This is a genomic window from Xylanibacter ruminicola, from assembly GCF_900107775.1.
GTDB classification, from domain to species: Bacteria; Bacteroidota; Bacteroidia; order Bacteroidales; family Bacteroidaceae; genus Prevotella; species Prevotella ruminicola_C.
In genome coordinates, this window is sequence record NZ_FNRF01000001.1 from 831,694 (window position 1) to 856,227 (window position 24,534).

General features: G+C 47.6%; 25 protein-coding genes and 1 tRNA gene. 16 read left to right on the forward strand and 10 right to left on the reverse strand.

Annotated features, from left to right (window positions below; translation table 11 throughout):
• Positions 1–4: 4 nt before the first annotated feature.
• The 6 genes from BLU97_RS03115 to BLU97_RS03140 form a co-directional block, all read right to left on the reverse strand.
• Positions 5–643 (reverse strand): DUF4974 domain-containing protein, encoded by a 639-nt coding sequence (locus BLU97_RS03115; protein WP_074760204.1) that lies wholly within the window; start codon positions 641–643, stop codon positions 5–7.
• Between the two features lie 4 nt (positions 644–647).
• Positions 648–1,145 carry an RNA polymerase sigma factor gene (locus BLU97_RS03120; RefSeq protein WP_074760205.1) on the reverse strand — a complete coding sequence of 166 codons (498 nt, stop codon included), beginning with the start codon at positions 1,143–1,145 and terminating at the stop codon, positions 648–650.
• Between the two features lie 218 nt (positions 1,146–1,363).
• Entirely contained in the window at positions 1,364–2,239 is an 876-nt protein-coding gene (locus BLU97_RS03125; protein ID WP_074760206.1) for a nucleotidyl transferase AbiEii/AbiGii toxin family protein, read from the reverse strand.
• A complete protein-coding gene (locus BLU97_RS03130) occupies positions 2,236–2,802 on the reverse strand; it encodes a hypothetical protein (RefSeq protein WP_175456284.1) in 567 nt (188 codons plus the stop codon). The genes BLU97_RS03125 and BLU97_RS03130 overlap by 4 nt, the downstream gene beginning before the upstream one ends.
• 138 nt (positions 2,803–2,940) lie before the next feature.
• Positions 2,941–3,201, reverse strand: a complete 261-nt coding sequence (locus BLU97_RS03135; RefSeq protein WP_074760207.1) for a hypothetical protein — start codon at positions 3,199–3,201, stop codon at positions 2,941–2,943.
• 32 nt (positions 3,202–3,233) lie between these two features.
• Positions 3,234–4,355, reverse strand: a complete 1,122-nt coding sequence (locus BLU97_RS03140; protein ID WP_074760208.1) for an AAA family ATPase — start codon at positions 4,353–4,355, stop codon at positions 3,234–3,236.
• A 235-nt stretch (positions 4,356–4,590) separates the two neighbouring features.
• On the opposite strand from BLU97_RS03140, the gene bcp reads away from it, so the two are divergent.
• Positions 4,591–5,043: a thioredoxin-dependent thiol peroxidase gene (gene bcp, locus BLU97_RS03145; protein ID WP_028902714.1), complete on the forward strand. Its 453-nt coding sequence runs from the start codon at positions 4,591–4,593 to the stop codon at positions 5,041–5,043.
• Here bcp and BLU97_RS03150 read toward each other — a convergent pair.
• Positions 5,032–5,928, reverse strand: a complete 897-nt coding sequence (locus BLU97_RS03150) for a DMT family transporter (protein WP_074760209.1) — start codon at positions 5,926–5,928, stop codon at positions 5,032–5,034. The genes bcp and BLU97_RS03150 overlap by 12 nt on opposite strands.
• A 131-nt stretch (positions 5,929–6,059) precedes the next feature.
• On the opposite strand from BLU97_RS03150, the gene BLU97_RS03155 reads away from it, so the two are divergent.
• From BLU97_RS03155 to BLU97_RS03165, 3 genes are read left to right on the forward strand one after another with little or no spacing between them, the layout of a single operon-like run.
• On the forward strand, positions 6,060–7,574 hold the full coding sequence (locus BLU97_RS03155; RefSeq protein WP_074760210.1) for an SLC13 family permease: 1,515 nt from the start codon (positions 6,060–6,062) through the stop codon (positions 7,572–7,574).
• A gap of 20 nt (positions 7,575–7,594) precedes the next feature.
• Positions 7,595–8,470, forward strand: coding sequence for a DMT family transporter (locus BLU97_RS03160; protein WP_074760211.1), 876 nt, complete (start codon positions 7,595–7,597; stop codon positions 8,468–8,470).
• 6 nt (positions 8,471–8,476) lie between these two features.
• A complete protein-coding gene (locus tag BLU97_RS03165) occupies positions 8,477–9,265 on the forward strand; it encodes a Cof-type HAD-IIB family hydrolase (RefSeq protein WP_074760212.1) in 789 nt (262 codons plus the stop codon).
• Here BLU97_RS03165 and BLU97_RS03170 read toward each other — a convergent pair whose 3' ends face one another.
• Complete coding sequence (locus BLU97_RS03170) at positions 9,266–12,286, reverse strand: ATP-binding protein (protein ID WP_074760213.1); 3,021 nt, start codon at positions 12,284–12,286, stop codon at positions 9,266–9,268.
• A complete protein-coding gene (locus BLU97_RS03175; protein ID WP_074760214.1) occupies positions 12,283–13,233 on the reverse strand; it encodes an ABC transporter substrate-binding protein in 951 nt (316 codons plus the stop codon). Before BLU97_RS03175 ends, BLU97_RS03170 begins: the two co-directional genes overlap by 4 nt.
• A gap of 142 nt (positions 13,234–13,375) precedes the next feature.
• Here BLU97_RS03175 and argS point away from each other — a divergent pair, with 142 nt between their 5' ends.
• Positions 13,376–15,181, forward strand: a complete 1,806-nt coding sequence (argS, locus tag BLU97_RS03180; protein ID WP_074760215.1) for an arginine--tRNA ligase — start codon at positions 13,376–13,378, stop codon at positions 15,179–15,181.
• A 49-nt stretch (positions 15,182–15,230) separates the two neighbouring features.
• A complete protein-coding gene (locus tag BLU97_RS03185) occupies positions 15,231–15,641 on the forward strand; it encodes a reverse transcriptase-like protein (RefSeq protein ID WP_230580808.1) in 411 nt (136 codons plus the stop codon).
• Here BLU97_RS03185 and ribD read toward each other — a convergent pair whose 3' ends face one another.
• Positions 15,642–16,562 carry a bifunctional diaminohydroxyphosphoribosylaminopyrimidine deaminase/5-amino-6-(5-phosphoribosylamino)uracil reductase RibD gene (gene ribD, locus BLU97_RS03190; protein WP_074760216.1) on the reverse strand — a complete coding sequence of 307 codons (921 nt, stop codon included), beginning with the start codon at positions 16,560–16,562 and terminating at the stop codon, positions 15,642–15,644.
• Between the two features lie 54 nt (positions 16,563–16,616).
• Here ribD and prmC point away from each other — a divergent pair, with 54 nt between their 5' ends.
• The 10 genes from prmC to BLU97_RS03240 all read left to right on the forward strand — a co-directional run bounded on the left by prmC (position 16,617) and on the right by BLU97_RS03240 (position 24,534).
• Positions 16,617–17,441, forward strand: coding sequence for a peptide chain release factor N(5)-glutamine methyltransferase (gene prmC, locus BLU97_RS03195; RefSeq protein WP_074760217.1), 825 nt, complete (start codon positions 16,617–16,619; stop codon positions 17,439–17,441).
• Positions 17,438–17,929 carry a regulatory protein RecX gene (locus tag BLU97_RS03200; protein WP_074760218.1) on the forward strand — a complete coding sequence of 164 codons (492 nt, stop codon included), beginning with the start codon at positions 17,438–17,440 and terminating at the stop codon, positions 17,927–17,929. The genes prmC and BLU97_RS03200 overlap by 4 nt, the downstream gene beginning before the upstream one ends.
• On the forward strand, positions 17,916–18,614 hold the full coding sequence (locus BLU97_RS03205; protein ID WP_074760219.1) for a ComF family protein: 699 nt from the start codon (positions 17,916–17,918) through the stop codon (positions 18,612–18,614). Before BLU97_RS03200 ends, BLU97_RS03205 begins: the two co-directional genes overlap by 14 nt.
• A 62-nt stretch (positions 18,615–18,676) precedes the next feature.
• On the forward strand, positions 18,677–19,309 hold the full coding sequence (gene pyrE, locus BLU97_RS03210) for an orotate phosphoribosyltransferase (RefSeq protein ID WP_013064235.1): 633 nt from the start codon (positions 18,677–18,679) through the stop codon (positions 19,307–19,309).
• A gap of 35 nt (positions 19,310–19,344) precedes the next feature.
• A complete protein-coding gene (locus BLU97_RS03215) occupies positions 19,345–19,776 on the forward strand; it encodes a polyketide cyclase (RefSeq protein ID WP_074760220.1) in 432 nt (143 codons plus the stop codon).
• Positions 19,777–19,818: 42 nt separating this feature from the next.
• The gene (gene argH, locus BLU97_RS03220; RefSeq protein WP_074760221.1) at positions 19,819–21,150 is read left to right on the forward strand and encodes an argininosuccinate lyase; all 1,332 of its coding nucleotides are present in this window, start codon (positions 19,819–19,821) and stop codon (positions 21,148–21,150) included.
• Positions 21,147–21,695: a hypothetical protein gene (locus BLU97_RS03225; protein ID WP_074760222.1), complete on the forward strand. Its 549-nt coding sequence runs from the start codon at positions 21,147–21,149 to the stop codon at positions 21,693–21,695. Before argH ends, BLU97_RS03225 begins: the two co-directional genes overlap by 4 nt.
• 61 nt (positions 21,696–21,756) lie before the next feature.
• Positions 21,757–21,842 (forward strand) — tRNA-Leu (locus tag BLU97_RS03230).
• A gap of 25 nt (positions 21,843–21,867) precedes the next feature.
• Positions 21,868–23,529 carry a tetratricopeptide repeat protein gene (locus BLU97_RS03235; protein WP_081352834.1) on the forward strand — a complete coding sequence of 554 codons (1,662 nt, stop codon included), beginning with the start codon at positions 21,868–21,870 and terminating at the stop codon, positions 23,527–23,529.
• A gap of 3 nt (positions 23,530–23,532) precedes the next feature.
• Positions 23,533–24,534 carry a DUF4369 domain-containing protein gene (locus BLU97_RS03240; RefSeq protein ID WP_074760224.1) on the forward strand — a complete coding sequence of 334 codons (1,002 nt, stop codon included), beginning with the start codon at positions 23,533–23,535 and terminating at the stop codon, positions 24,532–24,534.

The window sequence follows — 24,534 nt, forward strand, 5'->3', positions numbered from 1 at the left end:
TGTTTTAGCAATCCTTGGCCGGGATGGCTGTGGTTTTTATGAATAGGGTATCATTCTCGGCTTGAATCTGTATCCACTCGAAGTTGTTCATCATCTCTACAACTTTCTCTAAAGTGTACTCAGGCTTCCATCGGTAGAACAGACGCAGGCGTGGTGCGTCTTCGTTCTGATAAACCACTTTGACGTTGTAGTGATTAGATATATCCTGGAATATCTCGCCTAATGGAACGTTGTCGTAGAGCTTAGGCTCTGTTGATATAGAGTCGGCCTCTACTGTTTGCTGATTTGAATTAGAAATACGTGTCTCCTGGGTAGGGGATTGCAATTCTCCAGCATCATGATTACCATAAACATGGCGCGAGATATGTATAGCTGCCAGGGCTATGCCTGAGAGCATGAGGATGCCAATAAATATTGCTGCCACACGGAGCCAGTTTCGCCTAGAAGATGGTGTAAGTCTCTTCCATTCGACATCGATGGTTTTGTCGTCGATTTCCTTTTGGGAATCGAATGCACTTTTGGTCTTAGCCATCAGGGTATAGATTTCACGGCATTCTTCGTCGGACAGTATTTCCTGCCATTCTTCGGCCGTGTAGAGCTGGGGTTGCTCCATCATTTGGAACAAAAGTTCGGTCTTGTTCATCTTACTAATTTCTTTTTAGGTGTTCACGTAATTGTAGAAGTGCACTGCGCAGATGCTTGTAGATGGTGGTTTCGCTAACACCGAGACGATGGGCTATCTCACGGAAAGTGAGTCCATCGCGGAAGTGTAACTCTATTATTTCACGACAGATAGGCGGCATTAACTGACTGATGCCTACTGACAGGGCTTTTAGTTCCTCGTTGCCCCCATCTGGTGGAATGATAGTGGTGTCCTGATCAAGGAGATAGAGTCGTTGAACTCGCTCCTGAATCTTCCTGTTTCGTATCACATTCAAACATCGGTTACGTACACTGATGAGTAGGAACGCTGCTGCCGTTTGATCGTGCAACTCAAAAGTTGGCGATGCAAGTAGCTGGGCAAAGACATCGTGCACTATGTCCTTGCTCTCAGCATCATCGTGCAAAAGTATGGTGGCCAGCCGATACATCTGCCGGTAATGCTGTTTGAACAGCGTTTCAAGATTCTTTTCTCTTGTTGTCATACACCTATAATACACACGAGAAACGATTTACTAAACCCCAAATGGCATTTTTTTGTGATAAACATCTATTATGTTTGCCAAAGTTACTGAAAACGGTACAAAAAAGCCCTCGGCCAAGCCCAGAAATCGGGTGCCGAGGATGTAGGTCTTAAACTAGTTAAAGAATTTCTGCCGTTTTCCCTTCATTTTTTGCCAAGGAACTTTCTTATGCAGACCTTTTATTCATGCGAAAGTTTTTCCCAATATGGACGCAACTCATTCTGAATGTAAACTACAACATCTGCAAACATGATATTCTCACTTTTTATAATCTTGTGCAAGAAAGCCTGCCACCTAACTTGCATCTGCTGATTATCGGCAAAGTCCTTTCGGAAAAACATGGTGTCGGCATCGTATGAGGTGTGTCTGTTCTCAAAGGTACGCATGATGGCTTCCTGCAATGTATCAACGTCATACTTCTCTTTCGACAAGATGTTGTATAGGTCGTAATAGTCTTTCATGCGACTGCTCTGGTCGGCAAGATCCACTATGGCATGCATCTTCTCCGCAATTACCGTTTCAAGCGAATAGGCCATGATGTTCACGCTTGGCAGTTGCTCCAGTAGCACAGGGTACTCAAGTTCTATCGGACTTGGTGTAACAACATCGCCAAATCCGATGTCCATTGTCAACACCTGTGCAATGGAGTCCATTCTCACGGGAATGCTCAAACGGATACCATGATAGTCTTTGAATTCGGTAATGTTCTGTGCCGTAATATTGTCGATATCGTATGTAATACCATCTTCTTCATATGGAACGGAACATATCTCCTTGAAAGTAGCAACGATAGTTGCCCCCTCATTACTGATGTTGTTACCCAGGAAGTCAATATCCAACGTGGGACGTGCCGCAAACTTCTCGTAGGCATACATCAGCGCACCACCTTTCAGAAAGAAGTTACTGCGATATTTTGTCTGCGACATTCTGTAAAGCAGTCGTTCCTGAAAGTATCGTGTGAGAATGGTCTGATAAAACACATCCTCCTGCTTGGCAATGTTCAGCAGTTTGCTACGGATAGACTTGCCGTAATTTGTTATGTTGTCCTTGCTCATAGTTTCACTTGCAGATATTTTTCGAGAATGGTGCCTACACGGAGTTCTCGGGCATAGTCCATCAACTTGCTCAGGTTTCTGTTGGGACGTTCAAGATAGTTGCCGATGATTTCTGAACAGACGTCAATTCCGATCTTATTGCGGAACTTCACCGCATCACACACGCAACGTTCCACATCATAAAGTCGGATGTTGAAGCCGTCAATCTCCATTGTCATCACGCCAATTCCAAGGATAGCCTCTGTGTAATGGTGAATCTCCACTTTAGGGAACGACGGAACCGTTACCTTTCTGTCTCTTTTGATGGCCACATGAAAAGCCTGCGGCATCGAGGTCGTTAGCTGGTGAATGTTCCAAGCCGACCACAGGCACAAGATACCATCTGGAACGATGGTGTTAATGTCAATCATGTTGCCGCTCAGTTGGTCGATATTAGCATACACACCGCGGCGCACTTGAATGAGTTCGCCCTGCCGTGCACTCTCCAGCATTTTGTAGTAGACCGTTCTACCCTGCTCCTTTATACTGGCTGACGAGATGTATGAATTCTGCTTTTTTGCCATACTCTATTCTTGAAATCGGTACAAAGTTACCACAAATTTTTATAATTGTGGCATTTTTGTACAAAAATCTTTGTTTTGGTGGTGATTTTTAGAGCTTTATCCTACCTGCGAGGTATCAAAGGAACTAAAGAAAGTGCGCTATTTTTTCGTTTCGAACGTGATATCCTTGCGGATGGTGCTCAGGTAATTGGGCGTGACACAGAGAAAAGAGGCGAGGTCCTGTAAGGCAAGGTGATGCACGATGCCGGGACAACGACGTAGCAGCAACTCGTAGCGCTCGCGGGCCGTGGCGCAATGTATGTCGAGGTAACGCGAACGGAACTGGAAGAGAATATGCTCGGCAATGATGGCACGCAGCATCTGAAGGTCAATACTATTATTGCTGAATTTCTGTTCCATAAGTCAGTCGTTGTTACTTCCTGCTGCAAAGATTATTTTCTCTCTATCCACAATTGGAAGAACAGGTCGTAAACAAAATACTCACCATTTTCCTGGGTAATGAGATCTTTGTCGAGAAGGCCTCTTAATGCAGACATAACAGAACTTGGCGATTGCAAATGGTATTTCCGCACAAAAGCACCACCCGATACGCTCTTCACTCTTCGCTCGCAGGCTATGGCTAAAAACACGTTGCGCTGCTTCTCTGACATCTGGGCCAACAGCGTGTTGTAATACTCTGTATACAGATCCAAAATGTAGTTGATAGCAACGTCGATCATATCTTTACTACACGTTTCGCCTTGTGCGGTATTTAGAAATAGCACGTTCATCAGACGCTGCAGATAAGATGTTATTCCATCAAATCGCTGATAAACGATGTCTACTACATCAGGCTGGATTGACTTTCCACATTTCTCGAATTGAGCGCAGGCAAACTCTATATACTTTTCGATGGGAATAGGAGAAAGCCCCATTGTAATGACCGACTGATAGAACGGACGTGACGGCGACAGGAAAATCTCACCCATAAGATGTCGCTTGGAACCTGCAAATAAAAATGTAGCATTTGGGCATCTTTGGATATGTGTTCTCAGTGCAGCTTCTACATTTTGACCGTCTGGATACTCTGTTATCTTCTGAAATTCATCGATAGCAACCAAACAAGGCTTGTCGGCCGTTTTAAGATAGACGAATATCTCGTCGAGAGTAATTGCAGGATTAGTATATGCACCCAAGCCAACTCCCCATACAGGATTGCCATTCATATCGAAAGAAATCTGCTGCTGTATGGACTTAAGGGTGCCAACAAATTTCTCCCAAGTCTTCCTGCCGCGTGGTTTTAATTCATCGAGTATAGCCTGTCCTAGAAGACTTACAAAGTCGGCTAAAGAGCTTGTGGCATATATATCGATGATAAACGTATAGTACTTTTCCTTAATTTCAGGCTGTGCAAAACAATGATGGATCAAATCTGTTTTGCCTAGTCGCCGAGGAGATATCAAGGCCATGTTGTTGTCATTGGTAAGCAACTTTACCAAATCCACAGTCTCTTGTACTCTGTCGCAGAAGTATTCGGGCCCTGCATATCCTTTGGTTACAAACGGATTTTTCATACTCTTTTATCCTTTATAATTACCTTTTCGGCTGCAAAGATAAGCAATTATCAAATACAAACAAAGCTTTTTATCAAAAAAATGATAATCAAAAAAATGATAATCCTTACTATTCGGGTACAAAAATACTCTAAATCTTTGAAAACCCAAAACGAATGGTTTATTTTTAGCTATAAATTTGATTATTCGGATATTATTTGTATCTTTGCCGCAGGAACTTAAAACTTAGATGCGTATGAATATTGGTGATAAGGCGCCAGAAATTCTGGGCAAGGATGAACAGGGACGGGATATCCGTTTGAGTGATTATCGTGGGCGTAAGTTGGTGTTGTACTTTTATCCAAAAGATAATACCAGCGGCTGTACGGCTGAGGCTTGTAGTTTGCGCGACCATTACAACGAACTACAAGGGGCTGGCTACGAGGTGGTGGGCGTGAGTAAGGACTCGGCAGCATCGCACGTGAAGTTTAAGGAGAAGCACGAATTGCCTTTCCCGTTGATAGCGGATGTGGATAAGGAGCTGCTACAGGCGATGGGTGCCTGGGGCGAGAAGGTGATGTACGGTAAGAAAACCGAGGGCACCATACGTACCACGTTTATTATTAATGAGGAGGGAGTGATTGAGCAGATTTTTGCCGGCAAGCAGGTGAAAACCAAGGAGCATGCCGAGCAGATACTAAGCCGATAACTTGGGGCGCTTGGTGTTTACCAGGTACATGCCGTACAGGATGAGTACAGTACCGATGATGAACCATACGGTAATCTGCTCGTTAAGAACCATCCAGGCAAACACGATGGTGGTAACGGGATTAAGATACACGTAGTTGGTGGCTACCACGGCCCCCAAACGCTTAAGTACCCAGTTCCATGCCACGTAACAAAGCATGGAGGCTACACAACCTAAGAATAGCAGGTTGGCTAACAACGTGGGCTTGTTGATGACCAGCTGGATGTTGAGGTCGGGATGCAGCATGATATAGGGTATCATGGACAGCAGACCGTAAAAGAACACCTTGCGGGTGATGAACACCGTGGGGTAACGCTTGCTAACGGGGATAATCAGCAGACTGTAGAACGCCCAGCACATACAGGCACCAAAGGCCAACGCATCGCCCAAAGGCGAGAGGTGGAGCACAAAATGGCCGTTCATCACCACCATGATGACTCCCAATGCCGCCATAACAGTGCCAGCGGTTTGCCAGCGATTAAGGCGCTCGGTTTTATAGAAAGCGCCGATAATGGCAGAGGCAAACAGGGGGCACAGACTCACGATGATGCTGGTGTTGGTGGTTGTGGTGTAGTTCATGGCGCTATTCTCGGTGAGGAAATATAGTGATCCGCCAAATACACCTAATGCCATCATGTTGAGCTCATCGCGCCAACTGTTGCTGAGCCAATGGATACCCTTTGACAGGCTGTAGCCTAACAACAGCAAGTATGCGATGATAAAACGCAGAATAAATATCTGGGCAGCAGTTAGTCCGCCCAGCAACAACAGTTTAGTGCACACAAACGTGACGCCCCAGATGGCCACCACTATAAATGCTATAAAATGAGGTAGAAATCGCTTCATATTAAGTAAGTTTATGGGTGCAAAGATACAACTATTTTCCCAGATTTAGCAAAAAAAACAAGAATTGCTTGCACTTCTCGGTGAAAAAACGTACCTTTGTCCGCATGTTAAATAAACAAATCTGTTGAATCATGGAAACAGAACTGTTATGGGGTTTTAATCTCCAAGCCTGGATCACGATTATTACGGTGTTGGGTATGTTTACTACTCTGTTGCTAACAAAGTTGCGGGCCGATGTGGTGTTCTTAGCAGCCATCGGCATATTGCTTGTTACAGGGGTGCTCGATGCTAAAGAGGCGTTTTCGGGCTTCAGTTCATCGTCGGTAGTGGTTATCGGAGTATTGTTTGTGGTAGTGGCCGGTCTTACCTATACCGGCGTGCTGCAATGGATAGTGAAAAACCTGTTAGGACAACCCAACAGCTACGGCAAGGCTGTGATACGACTGATGCTGCCTGTGGCCGGACTGAGTTCGTTCTTGAGTAATACCACGGTGGTGGCCATGTTCGTGGGCATTGTAAAAATGTGGTCGAAAAAGTTGGGCATCTCGCCCTCAAAACTGCTAATCCCTCTGAGTTATGCCTCGGGTATGGGTGGTGTGTGTACGCTGATTGGTACACCGCCAAACCTGATTATCAGCGGATTGTATGCCGATAAGACGGGTCATGTGATGAACGTGTTGGCAACTACGATACCAGGCCTGTTCTGCTTGCTGGTAGGTGTGCTGAGCATTATTGCCATGCGTAAGCTGTTGCCCGATAGAAAAGCACCCGAATCGGACTTTGAGGATACAGCCGAATATACCGTAGAGCTGCTGGTGCCATCGAACAACAAGTTTATTGGCGAGACATTAGACTATGCTGGTTTGTACGACGTGAAGGGTGGCCGACTGATCAGGATCCGCCACTTTGATAATGTGCCCGTGGCGCTGAATAAGAATGAGTTTGTGATGGGAGGCGACCATCTGACTTATGCCGGACATATTAAAGACATATTGCAGCTGGCTCAGGAGCGCGGATTGCGAGTTGGCGACGAGGTGATAAACGTGGGTAGCAAAACGCTGATATCGGCGCTGATTATGATAGCGATGGTAACAGTATCGGCCTTGGGTATTATGCCACTGCTGCATTGTGCCTTTATTGCCGCTGCAGCCATGATGATACTGCACTGCTGTACGCCCGACCAGGCCATGCGCGCCATTAACTGGGACATATTGATGGTGTTTGCGGGCAGTGTGGTGCTGGGACTGGCTATTCAGAAAACGGGTATTGCTGAGCGCCTGGCCATGGGTATTCTGGATGTGTGTGGTACTAACCCGATAGTGGTGATGACAGCCATCTGCTTTGTGGGTACGTTTATCACCGAGTTTATATCAAACACCGCTGCCGGTGCCATGTTCTTCCCCATCATGTACGAGACTGCCGAGAAGTTGGGTTACGAGCCATTCCCATTCCTGATAGCCCTGATGGTAAGCGTGAGCAGTAGCTTTGCCACACCTATCGGATCGCCTACACACATGCTGGTGTACGGTCCTGGTGGGTACCGATTCAGCGATTTTATGCGTATAGGACTGCTGATGAACCTTATCATACTGGCAGCTAACATATTTATAGTGAACATGGTTTATCCACTAACACCCTTGCAATAAATAATACGAACTAAACATAAATGAACGAAACACAACGTGGATTTATACAACTGCACCTGAGTGTGCTGTTGGCAGGCTTTACAGGCCTGTTTGGACGACTCATTACCCTGAACGAAGTGGATATTGTGTGGTACCGTATGCTGTTTACGAGTGCTATCCTGCTGGTGTTTACCGGACTGCCACGAGTGGGCTGGCGTAAGTTTCTGCAGCTGTGCGGTTGCGGTGCGCTGTTAGGTTTGCACTGGATACTGTTTTACAGTAGCATCAAGGCCTCGAACGTGTCGATTGGTGTTATCTGTTTCTCGTTAGTGGGCTTTTTTACAGCCCTTTTCGAGCCGATGATATACCATCGCAAGCTGTCGGTTACCGAGCTGGTATTCTCGCTCATTACCGTGCTGGGTGTGCTGTGCATTTTTTCGTTAGATGCCCGTTACCGCTATGGTATCGGCATTGGTGTGGTGTCGAGTGCCGTGTGTGCGCTCTATGCCATCTGCAATAAAAAGGCAAGCGTGGGTGTGCGTAGTCGTACGGTGCTGATGTACCAGATGTCGGGTGGTATCGTGCTGGTATCGATTATCATCCCCATCTATCTGGCTTTCTTCCCCAGCAGTCAGCCCGTGGTGGTTGTCCCCGAGGGTACTAACCTATGGCTGATGCTCTGTCATGCGCTGTTCTGTACAGTGGGTATGTATCTGCTACAGATACAGGCGCTGAAGCGACTCTCGGCCTTTACGGTGAACCTGACGTACAACCTGGAGCCTTGCTATACCATTATATTAGCATTCCTGATTTTTGGCGAAGGCCGCGAGATAAACTTCTCGTTCTATATCGGCATCGCCCTGATACTGCTCAGTGTGCTGTTGCAAACCCGACGGGCACTGGGACCTAAAAAATAAGCATATATGCAGACAAGTTACGCATTATTCTTTGATATCGACGGTACACTGGTGAGTTTTGAGACTCATCAGATTCCCGCTTCTACCATCTTGGCTCTTACACAGGCCAAGGCCAATGGACATAAGGTGTTTATAGCCACCGGTCGCCCACCTATTATTATAACCAACCTGGGTGCTATCGAGCATCTGATTGACGGTTATGTAACGACCAACGGCGCTTACTGTTTTGTAGGCGATGAAGTGGTGGCCTGCAAGAGTATTCCGCCACACGAGGCCCGATTGATAGTGGATGATGCTATAGAGAAGAACTATGGCGTGATAGTAGTTGGCGAGAGGGATGTGGCTGTGCTCGACCCGCAGGGACAGGTGGATGAGATTTTCCGTCAGCACTTAGCGGTGGAGAATCTGGATAAGGCCAAGCCTGTAGAGGAGGTGCTGCAGCAGCGTATTATGCAGATAACACCTTTCTTTAGTAAGGAATACGAGGCTGAGCTGATGGCACGCGTGCCTGGCTGTACCTCAGGGCGCTGGCATCCGGCATTTACCGATGTAACTGCGTTAGGTGCTGATAAGGGCGAGGGACTGTTGGCAATGGCCAAGCACTTAGGACTGAACCCCGACCATACCATGGCCTTTGGTGATGGCGGTAACGACAGTACCATGGTGCGTAAGGCTGGTGTGGGCATAGCCATGGGTAATGCCATCGACGAACTGAAGGCTGAGGCCGACTACATTACGACGTCAGTTGACGATGAGGGTGTGCGCAAGGCCCTGCAGCATTTTGACTTGATATAGTTAGGCCAAAGGTAGCGCCATGATAAAGCGAGCACCTGAGGTATAAGTGGTATCGAGCACCACATCACCACCCAGTCGGCGTGCTAATGAGCGTGCTACGGTGAGTCCGATACCTGTACCCTCGTAATACTCATCCAACTGTACAAACTCATCAAAAATATGTTCAGCTTCATTGATGGGGACGCCAATACCTGTGTCCTCAACGATGAATTCGATGGTGCTCTCAGTCTTTTTGAGTGTAAGCGTAACCTGTTGCTGTTCAGTTTGTTTTTCATTCTTAGCCTCGGCCGGACGGGTAAACTTACGGGCGTTATCAAGCAGCATGGTAAGTGCACGGGTAGCAGCCTGTTCGTTGGTGGTGATGGTTACTGCGCCTTCGGCGTCGCCAACCTGTAAGTCGAACTTCAGGTGCTTGGCATTGGCAACCTCGCTGGCATCGGTGGCCTGTGCTGCAATCTGTACGGCCAGCACATTGTCGGTGCGGTTGATAACGGCCTGGCTGCTGGCGTCACTCAGTTCTAGCATCTTGTTAACCAGACCGGTAATACGGTCGGTATTCTCCACAATCTTATGATTGATATCGGTGCGGGTAGCCTCGTCGAACTTCATATCGGGCATGGTGATAATCTGTGTAAAACCACTCAGGATATTCAATGGGGTACGTATCTCGTGCGAAATCTGACGGATAAAATTGGTCTTCATCTTCGACGACTCCTCGGCACGTTCGTTGGCTATCACCAGGTTGTTATAGCTAATCTCGAGCAACGTGTGGGCACGGCGCAGTTTGCGATAGAACTCGAACAGCACTCCTAAGAATATCAGCAGCAACAGTACCACTACTACGATGGCCTGCATGCGCTGACTGTTGAGTGAGGCTCGCTGGGCGGCAATCTCCTGCTCTTTCTGTTCGGTTTCGTAAATCACAGCTAATTCCTCGGCATCGCTGCGGTGCTGATATGCCTTTACCGAATCAAGCATATTGATAATCTGCTCTGCTTTCAGTATTGCGTCTTCTTTCCGGCCGGTTTTTACCATGGCTTTGAAGATGATTCCAGGGCTGTTAATCAGATAGTCGAGTGTGGGCGGAACCTCTGCAGCAATTTCAGCAGAATCAATGCGAAGTACTATAGAAAGCAGCTTTTCCCACTGCTCGGTAGTTTCCAGATAAAAAGCCTGATCGTACACGCCTCGTAACTTATGGGCATAATTGGATGACAAGAAACTCTGGTAGGCGGCTTCGGCCTCCTCGTGATGTCCGGTCATTGACCACATAATGGCTTTGTCGCAATTCAGTGTGGCCAGATAGTCGCTATATTTTTCTGTAGGTGCATTGGTGGCGGCATAGTGCTCAAGGGCTGTTTCCAACATATCTAGCCATGGCTCAACCAAGTCGAACTTTTTCTGGTTCATGTAGTAGTTGATGATATTAGAGGCTATTAGTAGGCAGCTCTCCTGACAGTTTGGACTCTGGGGATAGCTCTGTGCCAGTTGTAGGGCACCCTGGCGAACTTCTTCGAAAGTTTCGGCAGCTTCCTCGTTATGACCCAGTCGTAATTGACACATGCCAATTTCCATCTGGAGGTTGTTGCTCATGTCGCGACCAATGATGCTGCTATCCTTGCTGGCAATCTCGTAACCCTCGGTAGCAGTTTTAAGCGCCAATTCTACATTATTATTGTTCAGATAGCCTGCGCATACACCCATGTATGCATCGTAGAAGTTTCTTTTGTTGATTTGCAGTAGTTTGTTGCCTTCGATAGCCTTGCTAAAGAAAATCAAGGCTGAACGAGGTTGCTCCATTTCTTCATACTTCTCGCCCCTCATAAAGTCGGCTTGGCAGGTGGCTATCTTGCCAGCCTGTTCCAAACTGTCGAGCACCTGGAACCAGCGATTGCCCTCGTACTTGTTTAGCTGTTCTCTAATGTCGTTGTCGGCTTGTTCTTCGGGGGTGGATTGGTCCGAGGCTGTTGGTTTGTTCGGCTGGTTGTTGTGGCACGAGGTGGCAGTTAGTACAAGCAAGGGAAGCAGCACGGCTGCAAAGTGGCGTCGGCGGAACAGCAAGCGCCATAGAGGCATGAACATGAGCATAATGGATAATAGAATTAGTGGCAATAGGAAATAAAGCAACAGGCGATAGTTGCTGAGAATAACCTCGTTGGGGCATACAAGGGCTATGCTCCAACCTGTTTGGCGGAACGGCATGTAGAACACATGACTATCTACGCCATCCAGGCGTAGTGACTTGTAACCTGTTTCGCCATCGGTCATGGCACGTCCCAAAGAGGTAAGGGCTGTGTCGGGATGCTCGATGGTAGAGGTGAAAATGGTTTCGTACAGCAGTCGGGTGCTGTCGGGATGAACAATGTAGGAGCCGCCACGACCTATCAGCATGCAATACGATTTGGGCATGGGCTGATAGTTTTCTATCTGATCGGCCAGCCAGCTCAGTGGCACATCGGCCGAGAGGATACCCACTGTTTTTTCGGGGCCACCCTGTATGGGCTGACAATACGAGGTCATAATATCGTTAACCACAATACCGCTGGTGCTCTTCTCGGCAAACGGCTCTATCCAGTACGAGTGGTACAGCATACGTGGGATAACGTACCAGTCCATATAAAAATACTGATAGTTGTCGTTACCCTCCTGTTCGGTTACGATGTGGTTACCTTTTTTATATGAGTAAGCCGAGAAATACTGACCTTTCTCCTTATAGAAATAGGGATCGAACGATATGCTGCAGCCTTTCAGATCGGGGTGTTGCTTCAGCAACTCTCTGCTGTACGCAAACATCATGTCGGGCTGGTCGATATGCTGTTCAATCTTAGGAATCAAACTGTCGGCTGCGGCCTCTATCTGGTGCAGATGACGGTCGGTACGCTCCATGACCTGTTGTAGCGATTCTACGGCATCATCCATCGCCTGCTGCTGTATAATCTGGCGACTATAGGTGAGTATTGCCAGCAACAGGAGTGCGATGGCTGTGCCGATGGCAGCTGTTATCCATGGATGCTTTCTCATAGGCCAATCAGTTCTTTGTAGGTTACTTCGCGTTTCAGCATGCCGGCTTCGAACATCATCTTACTGGCCTTGCGTACCATATCGGCACGTACACGGAACTCGCGTCGTTTCGACTCGCGATCAATCTGCAGGCGCAATACCTCTTCGAGCATCATCTTCTGCATCACGCGGTTGGTGTGGATACCATTCTTACGCACATACTTCATGACAATCTCCAAGGCCTCGTCGGGGTGGGCGGCTACCCACTCCCAGCCACGGCGACTGGCGGCTGCAAACTTACCCACGGTACTGCGGTGGGTGTTGTAATACTGGCGTTTTACGTAAACGCCGTTCTCCTGTATGTTATAATCGTGATCGCTAAAACGATACAAACTTCTTTCGGGGAGATTAAATCCGGCCTGCTTCAGTTGGCAGAACTCGTTGTAACTCACTACCATAGTGGCATCTACGGCACCCGACAGGAACACGTTGATGTCGCTGGTAAAACGCACCCACTCGTAATTCATGCCTTCCTTCTTACTCATTATAAAGGTTAGGTAGTTGGGGTCGGAATTGAAGATGCCCACACGCTGACCTTTCATCTTTGACGGATCAGCACCCCAGCGCGAAATTAAGATGTTACTGCTGTTCATGGAGTCCTGAAAGATGTTTACCAGTGGTGTGCCTTGGGCAATGAAGTCCATGGCCGACATCATCGAAAACATGGCAGCGTCGCACTGGTCGGTCTTCAATCGGTTGGAGGCCGAACTGGTGAGCGAAGGGTGCTGGATAACCACATCCAGGCCCATTTCGTCGTAAAATCCTTTCTCTTTGGCGGCATAATAGCCGGCAAACTGTGCCTGCGCCGTCCAGATGGTAGTAAACACAAATCTTTCACCCTTTGCCGCTACTGGCAAGGCCAGCATTACAGCAAAGACCATGGTGATATGTTTAAGGCTACGTCTCATTCTATTTCTCTCTCGTCGGGCGCAAAGATACAAAAAAGTTTTAAACTATGTGCGTTTTTTTGTACAAAGATGTAACTTTTTGTACACTAAGTGTCTATTTTCCATATATTTTTATTAATTTTGCACCCAAAAATCAAAAGATATGAAACAAAGTTCGACGCAAGTCAATATTGAAGCATTAATCAGCAAGGCTGCAGGCGAGGCAGTAAAGGCTCTCTATGGCATGGATGCCACAGAGAAGATGCTGCAGTTGCAGAAGACAAGAAGTGAGTTTGAGGGTAACTTGACTCTGGTGGTATTCCCCTTTGTGAAGGCTGCCAAGAAGAGTCCGGAGCAGACAGCACAGGAGATTGGTGAATACCTGACTGCTAACTGTGCAGCTGTTGAGAAGTTTAACGTGGTAAAAGGTTTCTTGAACCTGAGCGTTGGCGATGGTGCCTGGTTGCAGTTGCTCGATGCTATCGATAAGGATGAGCGTTTCGGCATGAAGCAGGTTACCGACGAGTCGCCTCTGGTTATGATCGAATACTCTTCGCCTAACACCAACAAACCTTTGCACCTGGGCCATGTACGTAACAACCTGCTGGGTTGGAGCTTGGCACAGATTATGGAGGCCAATGGTAACAAGGTGGTGAAGACCAATATCGTGAACGATCGTGGTATTCATATCTGTAAGTCGATGCTGGCTTGGCTGAAGTACGGTAACGGCGAGACTCCTGAAACATCGGGCAAGAAGGGCGACCACCTGATTGGCGACTACTACGTAGCTTTCGATAAGCACTACCGCGAGGAGGTGAAGGAACTCGTAGCCCAGGGTATGGACGAGGAGAAAGCTAAGCAGGAGGCTCCACTGATTAGGGAGGCTCATGAGATGCTGGTTAAGTGGGAGAACAACGATCCTGAGGTACGCGCTCTGTGGGAGAAGATGAACAACTGGGTATATGCCGGTTTCGATGAGACCTACAAGAAGATGGGCGTATCGTTCGATAAGATCTACTATGAGAGTCAGACCTACCTGAAGGGTAAGGCTAAGGTAGAAGAGGGCTTGGCTAAAGGTTTGTTTGAGCGTCACGAGGACAACTCGGTTTGGGCCGACCTGACTAACGAGGGCCTCGACCAGAAACTGCTGTTGCGTAGCGATGGAACCTCGGTATATATGACTCAGGATATCGGTACTGCCGAGATGCGTTTCAAGGATTATCCTATCGATAAGATGATATATGTGGTAGGTAACGAGCAGAACTACCACTTCCAGGTGCTCTCTATCCTGTTGGATCGCTTAGGATTCAAGTGGGGTAAGGAACTTACACACTTCTCATACGGTATGGTTGAGCTGCCAAACGGTAAGATGAAGAGTCGTGAGGGAACGGTTGTTGATGCCGACGACCTGATGGCACTGATGGTTGAGGATGCCTACAAGACCTCGATGGAACTGGGTAAGTTCGACGATATGACCGAAGAGGAGCGCCGTGAGATTGCCCGTGTGGTAGGTATGGGTGCCCTGAAGTACTTTATCCTGAAGGTTGATGCACGTAAGAACATGCTGTTCAACCCCGAGGAAAGTATCGATTTCAACGGTAATACCGGTCCTTTCATCCAGTACACCTATGCTCGTATCCGTTCAATCCTGCGTAAGGCCGAGGCTGAGGGCTTGAAGCCTGCTCATGCTCAGGTTGATCTGGCTGAGAAGGAGGTAGAGCTGGTTCAGAAGATGAACGAGTTTGGTGCTGCTGTAGAGCAGGCAGGTAAGGATTACTCGCCAAGTGGTATTGCTAACTACTGCTACGAGCTTACCAAGGTGTTCAATCAGTTCTATCACGATTACAGCATTCTGAACGAACCTGATGAGCAGAAGAAGGCCGTACGCTTGATGCTGGCTAAGAATGTGGCCAAGATCATTAAGAACGGTATGAGCCTGCTGGGCATCGAGGTTCCTGAGCGTATGTAATATGCAGAATCCCCCAGATTATAGACACGATACAGTTCTGCCCTTGCCAATGGAGGTAAGGGCAGACGCTTTTGCAGTAGATGCTGCTTGTAGCGGGAATCCTGGACCGATGGAGTATCAGGGTATCGACCTGACTACAGGTGCAAGAGTTTTCCATTTTGGTCCTGTAAAAGGCACAAATAATATCGGTGAATTCTTGGCTATTGTGCATGCCTTGGCACTTTGCTGGCAAAAGGGATGGCACGATAAAACCATATATTCGGATAGTTATAATGCCATTCTATGGGTGTCGAAAGGCAAATGTAAAACCACACTTGAACGCACCCCACAAACCGAACAGCTCTTCCAAATTATTGCAAGAGCCGAGAACTGGTTGCGTACCCACCAGTACCGTAATCCCATTATTAAATGGGAAACACAGAAGTGGGGTGAGGTGCCTGCCGATTTTGGTAGAAAGTAATTAGTCCTTTCGCTGATATACCATAATCACATTTTTATCATACATGTTACTGCTGGTCACATGGGCATTAGCAGGAATCTGTGGTGCACGGGTACCATCACTAACGGTCATCGTGGTGTTGGTCTCTACGCGGATCTCGTCCCAAAGCCCCTGCACCAGGAAAGAACGAAGCGTTTCGGCACCGCCTTCTACAATCAGCGACTGGATGTTCTGCGCATGCAGACTCTCGAGGTTCAGCGGATGAGCACGGTCTATCACCATACGTTTGGGATCAGGTCCGTACCATTCGCGTACATTCAGCTGCGGATGTTCGCGCTCATCGGTAACGCGACCCACCAGAATAGCATCCTCCTCAGCACGCAGTTTGTGCGAAAGCATCTTGGTAAAGTCGCTTGAGATTTGTACGGGCTGGTGATAATCGTCGATGAAACCATTGGCGGTCTGTGCCCATTTCAAGATGATATAAGGACGTTTTTCGCGATGGAATGTGAAAAAACGACGGTTCAATGCCTTGCATTCATCCTCGAGTACACCTACCTCTACTTCGATGCCTGCATCGCGTAGTTTCTGGATGCCTCGACCTTGAACTTCGGCGAATTCATCGATACATCCTACAACCACACGGCGCACACCTTTCTCGATAATCAAGTCGGCGCAAGGGGGCGTCTTACCATAATGTGAGCAGGGCTCAAGCGATACGTAGATGGTTGATTCTGGCAACAAGGCCTCGTCTTCTGCTCGTACAGAGGCAAAAGCGTTTACCTCGGCATGAGCCAGGCCACAGCGCACATGGTAACCCTCGCCAATAATACGGCCGTTATGTACAATAACTGCGCCCACCATAGGGTTGGGCTTGGCGTTCAGCTGTCCGTTTTTAGCCAGCTGAATGCAGCGATGCATGAATTTTTTGTCGTCTATCATATAATTCTCACTATTCACTATTCACTATTCATTACTTTTTTGTATTTTTGCACCATGAATTACGAAGAACTCTGCCAAAGACTCAGCAAGATTTATGATGCCGGCGAGGCGAAAGCCCTTGTCCGTTGGGTGCTTGATGTACGTTTCGGTCTGTCAACGGCCGATATTTATTGTGGCAAAGTTACACAATTATCGGCAAACGACCAAGCAGAACTTGAAAAAATCATGCAAAGACTCGAAAAAGCCGAGCCAGTGCAGTATGTTTTGGGGATGGCCGACTTCTGCGGTCGTCAGTTCTATGTGGCACCAGGGGTGTTGATCCCTCGTCCAGAAACGGCCGAATTGTGCCATTTAATCGTTAACAGCGGCGGCAAGGATATTTTGGATATAGGTACAGGTAGCGGCTGTATTGCCATTACTTTGGCATTGGATATACCTGATTCAAAAGTTACGGCTTGGGATATCTCTGAAGATGCGCTGGCCATTGCTCAGCATAATGCCCAGACACTTCGGGGCGATGTGAAGTTTGAGAAACGTGATGCTCTGGCTTTAGAGGCTGAGGCCGACAGGTGGGATGTGATCGTTAGCAATCCGCCTTATATCTGCTGGAAAGAAGCCGATGAAATGGAGGAAAATGTGTTGAAGTATGAGCCTGATACAGCCCTGTTTGTACCCGATGATGATCCGTTGCTGTTCTATCGTCATATCATGCATTACGCTGTGTCGGCCTTAAAGCAAGGTGGACGATTATATTACGAAATTAATCCCATTTATGCCGATTCCATCGTAGATAATCTGCAGGCTCTGGGCTTTGTAGATGTCGTGAAGATTGACGACCAATACGGCAAAACAAGATTTATAAAAGCAACTAAATCATGACAAAGGAAAAAACAGAACAAGAGGCTTACCTGCAGTTAGCGGCTGCCTGTGCGCAGGCCGAACACTGCGAGCAGGAAATGCGTGATAAGATGAAACGTTGGGGAATGGATCTAGAGGCACAGAACCATGTGGTAGAGCGCCTTACCAAAGAACGTTATATTGACAATGAACGTTATGCCCGTGCTTTTGTAAAGGATAAGGTGCGCTATAACAAATGGGGGCGCCGCAAGGTGCAGCAGGCACTCTGGATGAAGCGTATAGATGATGATATACAGCAGCGTGTGCTCGATGAAATCGACGATGAGGAGTATCTGAAGATGCTGGTGCCGCTGTTGAAACAGAAGCGCAAAAGCATTAAGGCTGCTAACGATTATGAATTGAATCAGAAACTGGTACGTTTTGCCTTGAGTCGTGGTTTCGATTATGGCATCATTCGCCAATGTCTGGATGTTGACGAAGAGATGGATATTGACGATGAAATGGATTAGTATCTGGCGACGACTACTGGATTTTATTTCGCCGCGCACTTGTGTGGTGTGCGGTCGCCGACTGTCGGCTACCGAAGAAGTGATTTGCATGAAATGCCACTTTCATCTGCCACGTACCGACTTTTGGCTTAATCCCTATGACAATGAGATGGCTAAAAGCTTCTGGCACCTGATTCCTATCGAACGTGCGGCTGCCTATTTTTATTACGAAGCCCATTCTGACACAGCTAACTTGGTTTATCAACTTAAATACAAGGATCACCCCGAGGTTGGCGTGATTCTGGGACGTATGCTGGCTAAAGAGATGCAAAGTGCAGGATTCTTTGATGGGATGGATGGAATAGTGCCTGTACCATTGGCAAAGAAACGTTTGCGCCAGCGCGGCTACAACCAGAGCGATGCCATTGCCCAAGGTATCAGCGAAATCACAGAATTGCCTGTTTTGACTGATGTGGTAAGGCGTGTGGATTTTATTGAGAGTCAGACCAAGAAAAGCAGATGGGGGCGTGCGGAGAATGTGGACCAGATGTTTGCGTTGAACCAGATTCCTGTGGGGGTAAATCATTTGCTGGTGATTGACGATGTGGTGACTACAGGTGCTACTGTGAGGGCTTGTGCTAAGCAAATAGCCCAGAATGGTGGCATAACGATAAGTGTTCTGGCACTTGGCTATACAAAAAGATAGGTAATAATTTGGTTATTCGCCTGATTTACACTATCTTTGCACCCAAAATACAAAATAATGTTATGGAAATCAAGAATCAATTTGCCCAGAAACTGATGGAGATTCAGGCCATCAAGTTGCAGCCAAACGACCCGTTTACATGGGCTTCGGGTTGGAAGTCACCTATTTATACTGATAATCGTAAGACGCTCTCGTTCCCACGTCTGCGTTCGTTTGTAAAGCTGGAGCTTTGTCATGCCATTCAGGAGAACTTCCCTGAGGCTGAGGCTGTTGCTGGTGTTGCCACGGGTGCTATCGCACAGGGGGCACTCGTAGCCGAGGAGCTGGGCTTGCCATACAGCTATGTTCGTCCAAAGCCAAAAGATCATGGTATGGGCAACCAGGTAGAAGGCGAGATTAAAAAAGGCGCCAAGGTGGTTGTTGTAGAGGATCTGATTTCTACTGGCGGTAGCAGTCTGAAAGCTGTTCAGGCATTGCGCGACTATGGTGTTGAGGTGATTGGTATGGTAGCATCATTTACCTACGGATTTCCTGTAGCTGAGAAGGCTTTTGCCGAGGCTGGCGTGAAGTTGATTACACTTAGTAACTATGAGGCAGTAATCGAAGAGGCTGCCAAGACTGGTTATATTAAGGAAGAGGACAAAGCTGTTCTGGCCGAGTGGCGTAAGAGTCCAGATACCTGGAAGCAGGATTAAAATTCAAAGGTCAAACCTCAAATTTCAAAGTAATTATGGGATTATTCGGAGGAGAAAGTAAGTTTGAGAGCAGCGTGAAGCTGGTTCCTTACTCGCAGCAGGCTGTTTACAATAATATCAGTGATCTGACCAATCTGGAAAAGGTGCGCGACCGTGTGCCCGAGGATAAGGTGCAGGGATTTAGTTTTGATGCCGACACCGTGACTATTAATGTGGCTCCTGTGGGCGAGTTGAAACTACGTATCTGCGATCGCGAAGAGCCAAAGTGCGTAAAGTTCGAAACGGTTCAGAGTCCCGTTCCTTTCAACGTATGGGTACAGGTACTGCCTGTAGATGAGAATTCATCGAAAATGAAGGTGACGGTTAAGGCCGAATTGAATCCATTTATCAAAAGCATGGTAGAGAAACCTTTGCAGGAAGGCGTTGAGAAGATTGCCGATGCCCTTGCAATGGTGCACTACGAATAGTTGACACTTGATAGTTGATAATTGACAATTGAGAAATAAGAGATGAAACTCTGGGAAAAGAATTTTGAAGTCAACAAGGAGATAGAGCGTTTTACCGTTGGTCGTGACCGCGAGATGGACCTCTATCTGGCAAAGTACGACGTGTTGGGCTCTATGGCCCACATCACCATGTTGGAAAGCATCGGACTGCTTGAGAAGAACGAACTGACCCAGCTGCTGGCCGAGCTGAAGAATATCTACCACCTGGCAGAGCGAGGTGAGTTTGTGATTGAAGACGATGTGGAGGATGTACACTCGCAGGTTGAGATGTTGCTGACACGTAAGTTGGGCGATATGGGTAAGAAGATTCACTCAGGTCGCTCGCGTAACGATCAGGTGCTGGTAGACCTGAAGTTGTTTACACGTCATGAGTTGATGGAGATTGCCGACGAGGTGAAGAGTCTTTTCGATGAGCTCATCCAGAAGAGTAATCAGTACAAGGATGTACTGATGCCTGGCTATACTCATCTGCAGATTGCCATGCCATCAAGCTTTGGCTTGTGGTTTGGTGCTTATGCCGAGAGCTTGGCCGATGATATGCTGTTCCTGCAGGCTGCCTATAAGATGACTAACCGCAACCCCTTGGGTAGTGCTGCTGGCTATGGCAGTTCGTTCCCCTTGAACCGTACGATGACCACCAATCTGTTGGGTTTCGACTCGATGGATTATAATGTGGTATATGCCCAGATGGGACGCGGAAAAATGGAGCGTAACGTAGGCTTTGCTATCGCTACCATTGCTGGAACTATCGCCAAGATGGCGTTCGATGCCTGCTTGTTCAACTCGCAGAACTTCTCGTTCGTCAAGTTGCCCAAGGAGTGTACCACAGGTTCGAGCATCATGCCGCACAAGAAGAATCCTGATGTGTTTGAGTTGATTCGTGCCAAGTCGAACAAACTACAGTCGCTGCCCCAGCAGATTATGCTGATGATGAACAACCTGCCTGTGGGTTACTTCCGCGATCTGCAGATTATCAAGGAAGTGTTCCTGCCAGCCTTTGGCGAGTTGAAGGACTGTCTGCAGATGTGCGCATACATTATTAATAAGATTGAGGTTAACGAGCATATCCTTGATAACCCCATGTACGATCCGATGTTCTCGGTTGAGGAGGTGAACCGCTTGGCTGCCAATGGCATGCCATTCCGCGATGCCTATAAAAAGGTGGGTCTTGATATCGAGGCAGGCCAGTTTAAGGCCAGTCATGATATCCACCACACTCACGAGGGTAGCATCGGCAATCTGTGCAACGACCAGATTCAGACTTTGATGGAGCAGACGCTCAAGGGCTTTAACTTTGAGCGTATGACCGAGGCCGAAAAGAAACTGTTGGCATGAAACGCTGGTTGACACTCTTACTCTGCACCTTGCTGATGGCTTGTGTGGGCGATGAGAATATCTATCGCGAGTACGAGTGTAGGTTTGTGTTCGATCCTACGTTGCATCCCCTGCCTTGTCAGCTAACGGCTATGCTTTCAACTCCTGGGCAGTTTATGAAGATTGAGACGAATGTTCAACAAGGTGTGCGCCACCTGAAGACGACACGCAATTTTGATGACGCAGTCGAGGATATCCGTCTGAATACTGAACGTGAATCGCAACAGACTTATGCGCTGGGCGCCAACAACTGTATTATTGTAGGTGTGAGCAGCTATGATAATATACTGGTGGCTTACGAGGGTCAGTGTTCCAACTGTTTGAAGGAGCTGGGCGGACGAAATTATCCGCTGACATGGCAGAATAGTGGTCTGTATCTGCATTGTAGCAAATGCAACCGAACATACAATGTTAATAATGGTGTACTGGCCGAAGGTAACGCTGGAATAGCACTTTACAGGTATAAAGTGGGCTTAGATGGCGGTATTCTGAGGGTTTGGAATTAAAAAAAGATAAAAAGTTTGGTGATTCCAATAATTAAACTTACCTTTGCACCGCAAAAAAGGCGCCGCGATGGTGAAATGGTAGACACGAGGGACTTAAAATCCCTTGGCCATTAAACGGCTGTGCGGGTTCGAGTCCCGCTCGCGGCACACAACAATACTGAGACTTTATTTTATGCAAATGAAAAATTTTTTACTACTGTCAGCAGCTACGCTGATGATGTTTACATCGTGTTCAAAACTTGGCGAATTATCAGCAGATAACTTCACCGTAACACCAAATCCGCTCGAGACTCAAAAAGGTGCCGTTCCTGCAACTATCAACGGCCATTTCCCCGAGAAGTATATGAAAAAGAAGGCTGTAGTTACAGTCGTGCCCGAACTGCGCTATTCAAATGGTGTGGTTGAGAAGGGTACCACCGCCACTTTCCAGGGTGAGAGCGTGCGTGGAAACGACCAGACCATTAACTACAAGATGGGTGGTAACTACACCATGAAAACCAGCTTTGCTTACGCTGGCGACAACAAGGCTGAGATGTTCCTTACATTCGATGCCCGCATTGGTAACAAGAAGATGGAGGTGCCTGCAGTTAAGGTGGCCGATGGTGTTATCGCAACCTCTGAGCTCTACAAGCAGACTATCCTGACTACTCAGGCTGCTGTGGCTCCCGATGCTTATCAGCGTATCACTAAGAAGAAGTTGGATGCTAACATTAAGTTCCTCATCCAGCAGGCTAAGCTGCGCAAGAGCGAGCTTAAGAATAACTCGGTTCAGGAGTTTGTTCGTATGCTCAAGCAGATTAATAATGATCGCGAGAAGTTGAATCTCGACAATATCGAGGTGTCGGCCTATGCTTCGCCTGATGGCGGTTTCAGCATTAACGATAAGTTGGCTGGCGAGCGTCAGAAGGTTTCTGAGAAGTACGTAAACCAGGAGCTCAAGAAGATTAAGCTCGATGCCCCTGTTGATGCAAAGTACACTGCTCAGGACTGGGAAGGATTCCAGGAGTTGGTTAAGGCTAGCAACATTCAGGATAAGGACGTTATCCTGCGTGTGCTCTCTATGTATAAGGATCCACAGGAGCGTGAGCAGCAGATCAAGAATATCTCAACCGCTTTCCGCGAGTTGGCCGATGGCGTTCTGCCTGAACTGCGTCGTGCACGTCTCACCATCAACTACGAGACTATCGGACGTAGCGATGATCAGATTCTGGAGCAGCTCCAGAACGATGCTACCAAGCTGAGCATCGAGGAGATTCTGTATGGTGCTACTCTGAAGGCTAATGCCGATGAGAAGAAGCAGGTCTACATGACTGCCGCTAAGGTTTATCCTAACGACTATCGTGCTTACAACAACCTGGCTACTATCGAGTACAAGCAGGGTAATTACGAGGCTGCCAAGCAGTATCTGCAGAAGGCTACCAATGTTCCTGAGGCTAATGCAAACCTTGGACTCCTGGCTCTGAAGGATGGCGACGTAGCTACTGCTGAGCGTTATATCGCTGCTGCTACTGATGCTAATGGACTGGCAGAGATTATGGGTAACCTGAATCTGGCTAAGGGCAACTACGCTCAGGCTGAGGAGAACTTCTCTGAGATTTACTCAAACAGCGCTGTACTGGCACAGATTCTGAATCACGATTACGTATCGGCTGCTGTTACACTGAAGTACATCCAGAATCCTGATGCAGTTTCAGAGTATCTGAAGGCACTGATGAGTGCCCGTATGGGTAACAATGCCGATGCTGCCGAGGCACTGAAGGAGGCTATCAAGAAGGATCCTGCTTTTGCCAAGTATGCAGCTAACGATATCGAACTGAAGAATATTGAGAAATAAATAATGAAACAGGCGTGTCTCCTTGCTCTTGTAGCAGCATTCTTACTGTGCTCTTGTGGCGATGGCCAGAAGAAATTTAAGATAGAGGGCAGTTTTAAGGGCTTCAATCAAGGAGAACTCTACGTCTATGGGCTTAATGGCGCCCAAAAACTGGATACCATCGGAGTGAGTAGGGGTGAGTTTACCTACAAGGCCGACATCACCGAACCTACTACACTCATCGTGGTGTTCCCTAACTTCTCTGAGATTCCTGTTTTTGCTGAGCCTGGCGTTACCATCACTATGGAAGGCGATGCTGTGCACCTGAAGGAAACCGAAGTTAAGGGCACCAATATCAACAAGGAAATGACGGCATTCCGCCTGAAAACCAGTGCGATGATGCCTCCAGGTGTGAAAGGCACAGCTTCGCAGTACATTAACGAGCATGCTGAGTCGCCCATCTGCACATATCTGCTTACCAAATATTTTGTAATGGTACCGAATCCCGACTTTGACACTATTCAGAAGTTGGGTAATATGATTATGAAGGCACAGCCCGATAATAAGGAGGTTGCTGCCCTCTTGAAAAAGTTAGGTGCTTTACGCGTTGTGAAGCAGGGCGCACATCTGCCAACATTTTCGGTTAAAGGCTTGAAAGGCGAGACGGTTTCGTCGGCCGACTTGAATGCCAAGGTAAATGTGATTAGTCTCTGGGCCTCGTGGAACTACGAGAGCATCAGCATTCAGAATTTACTGGCACGCATGCAGCGCGAAAATCCAGGCAAACTGAAGGTAGTGAGCATAAGCGTGGATGGCAGCGTGAAAGACTGCCAACATATCGTGGATCGCGACTCCGTTAAGTGGAGTACTGTTTGCGATGGGCGCATGTGGGAGTCGCCTATCCTGCAACAGCTAGGCATGACTTATCTGCCTGATAACATCGTTATCGATGGTCAAGGCAAGATAGTGGCACGCACATTGAATTATCAGGATCTAACCAACAAAATCAAAGAATTAATCGAGTAA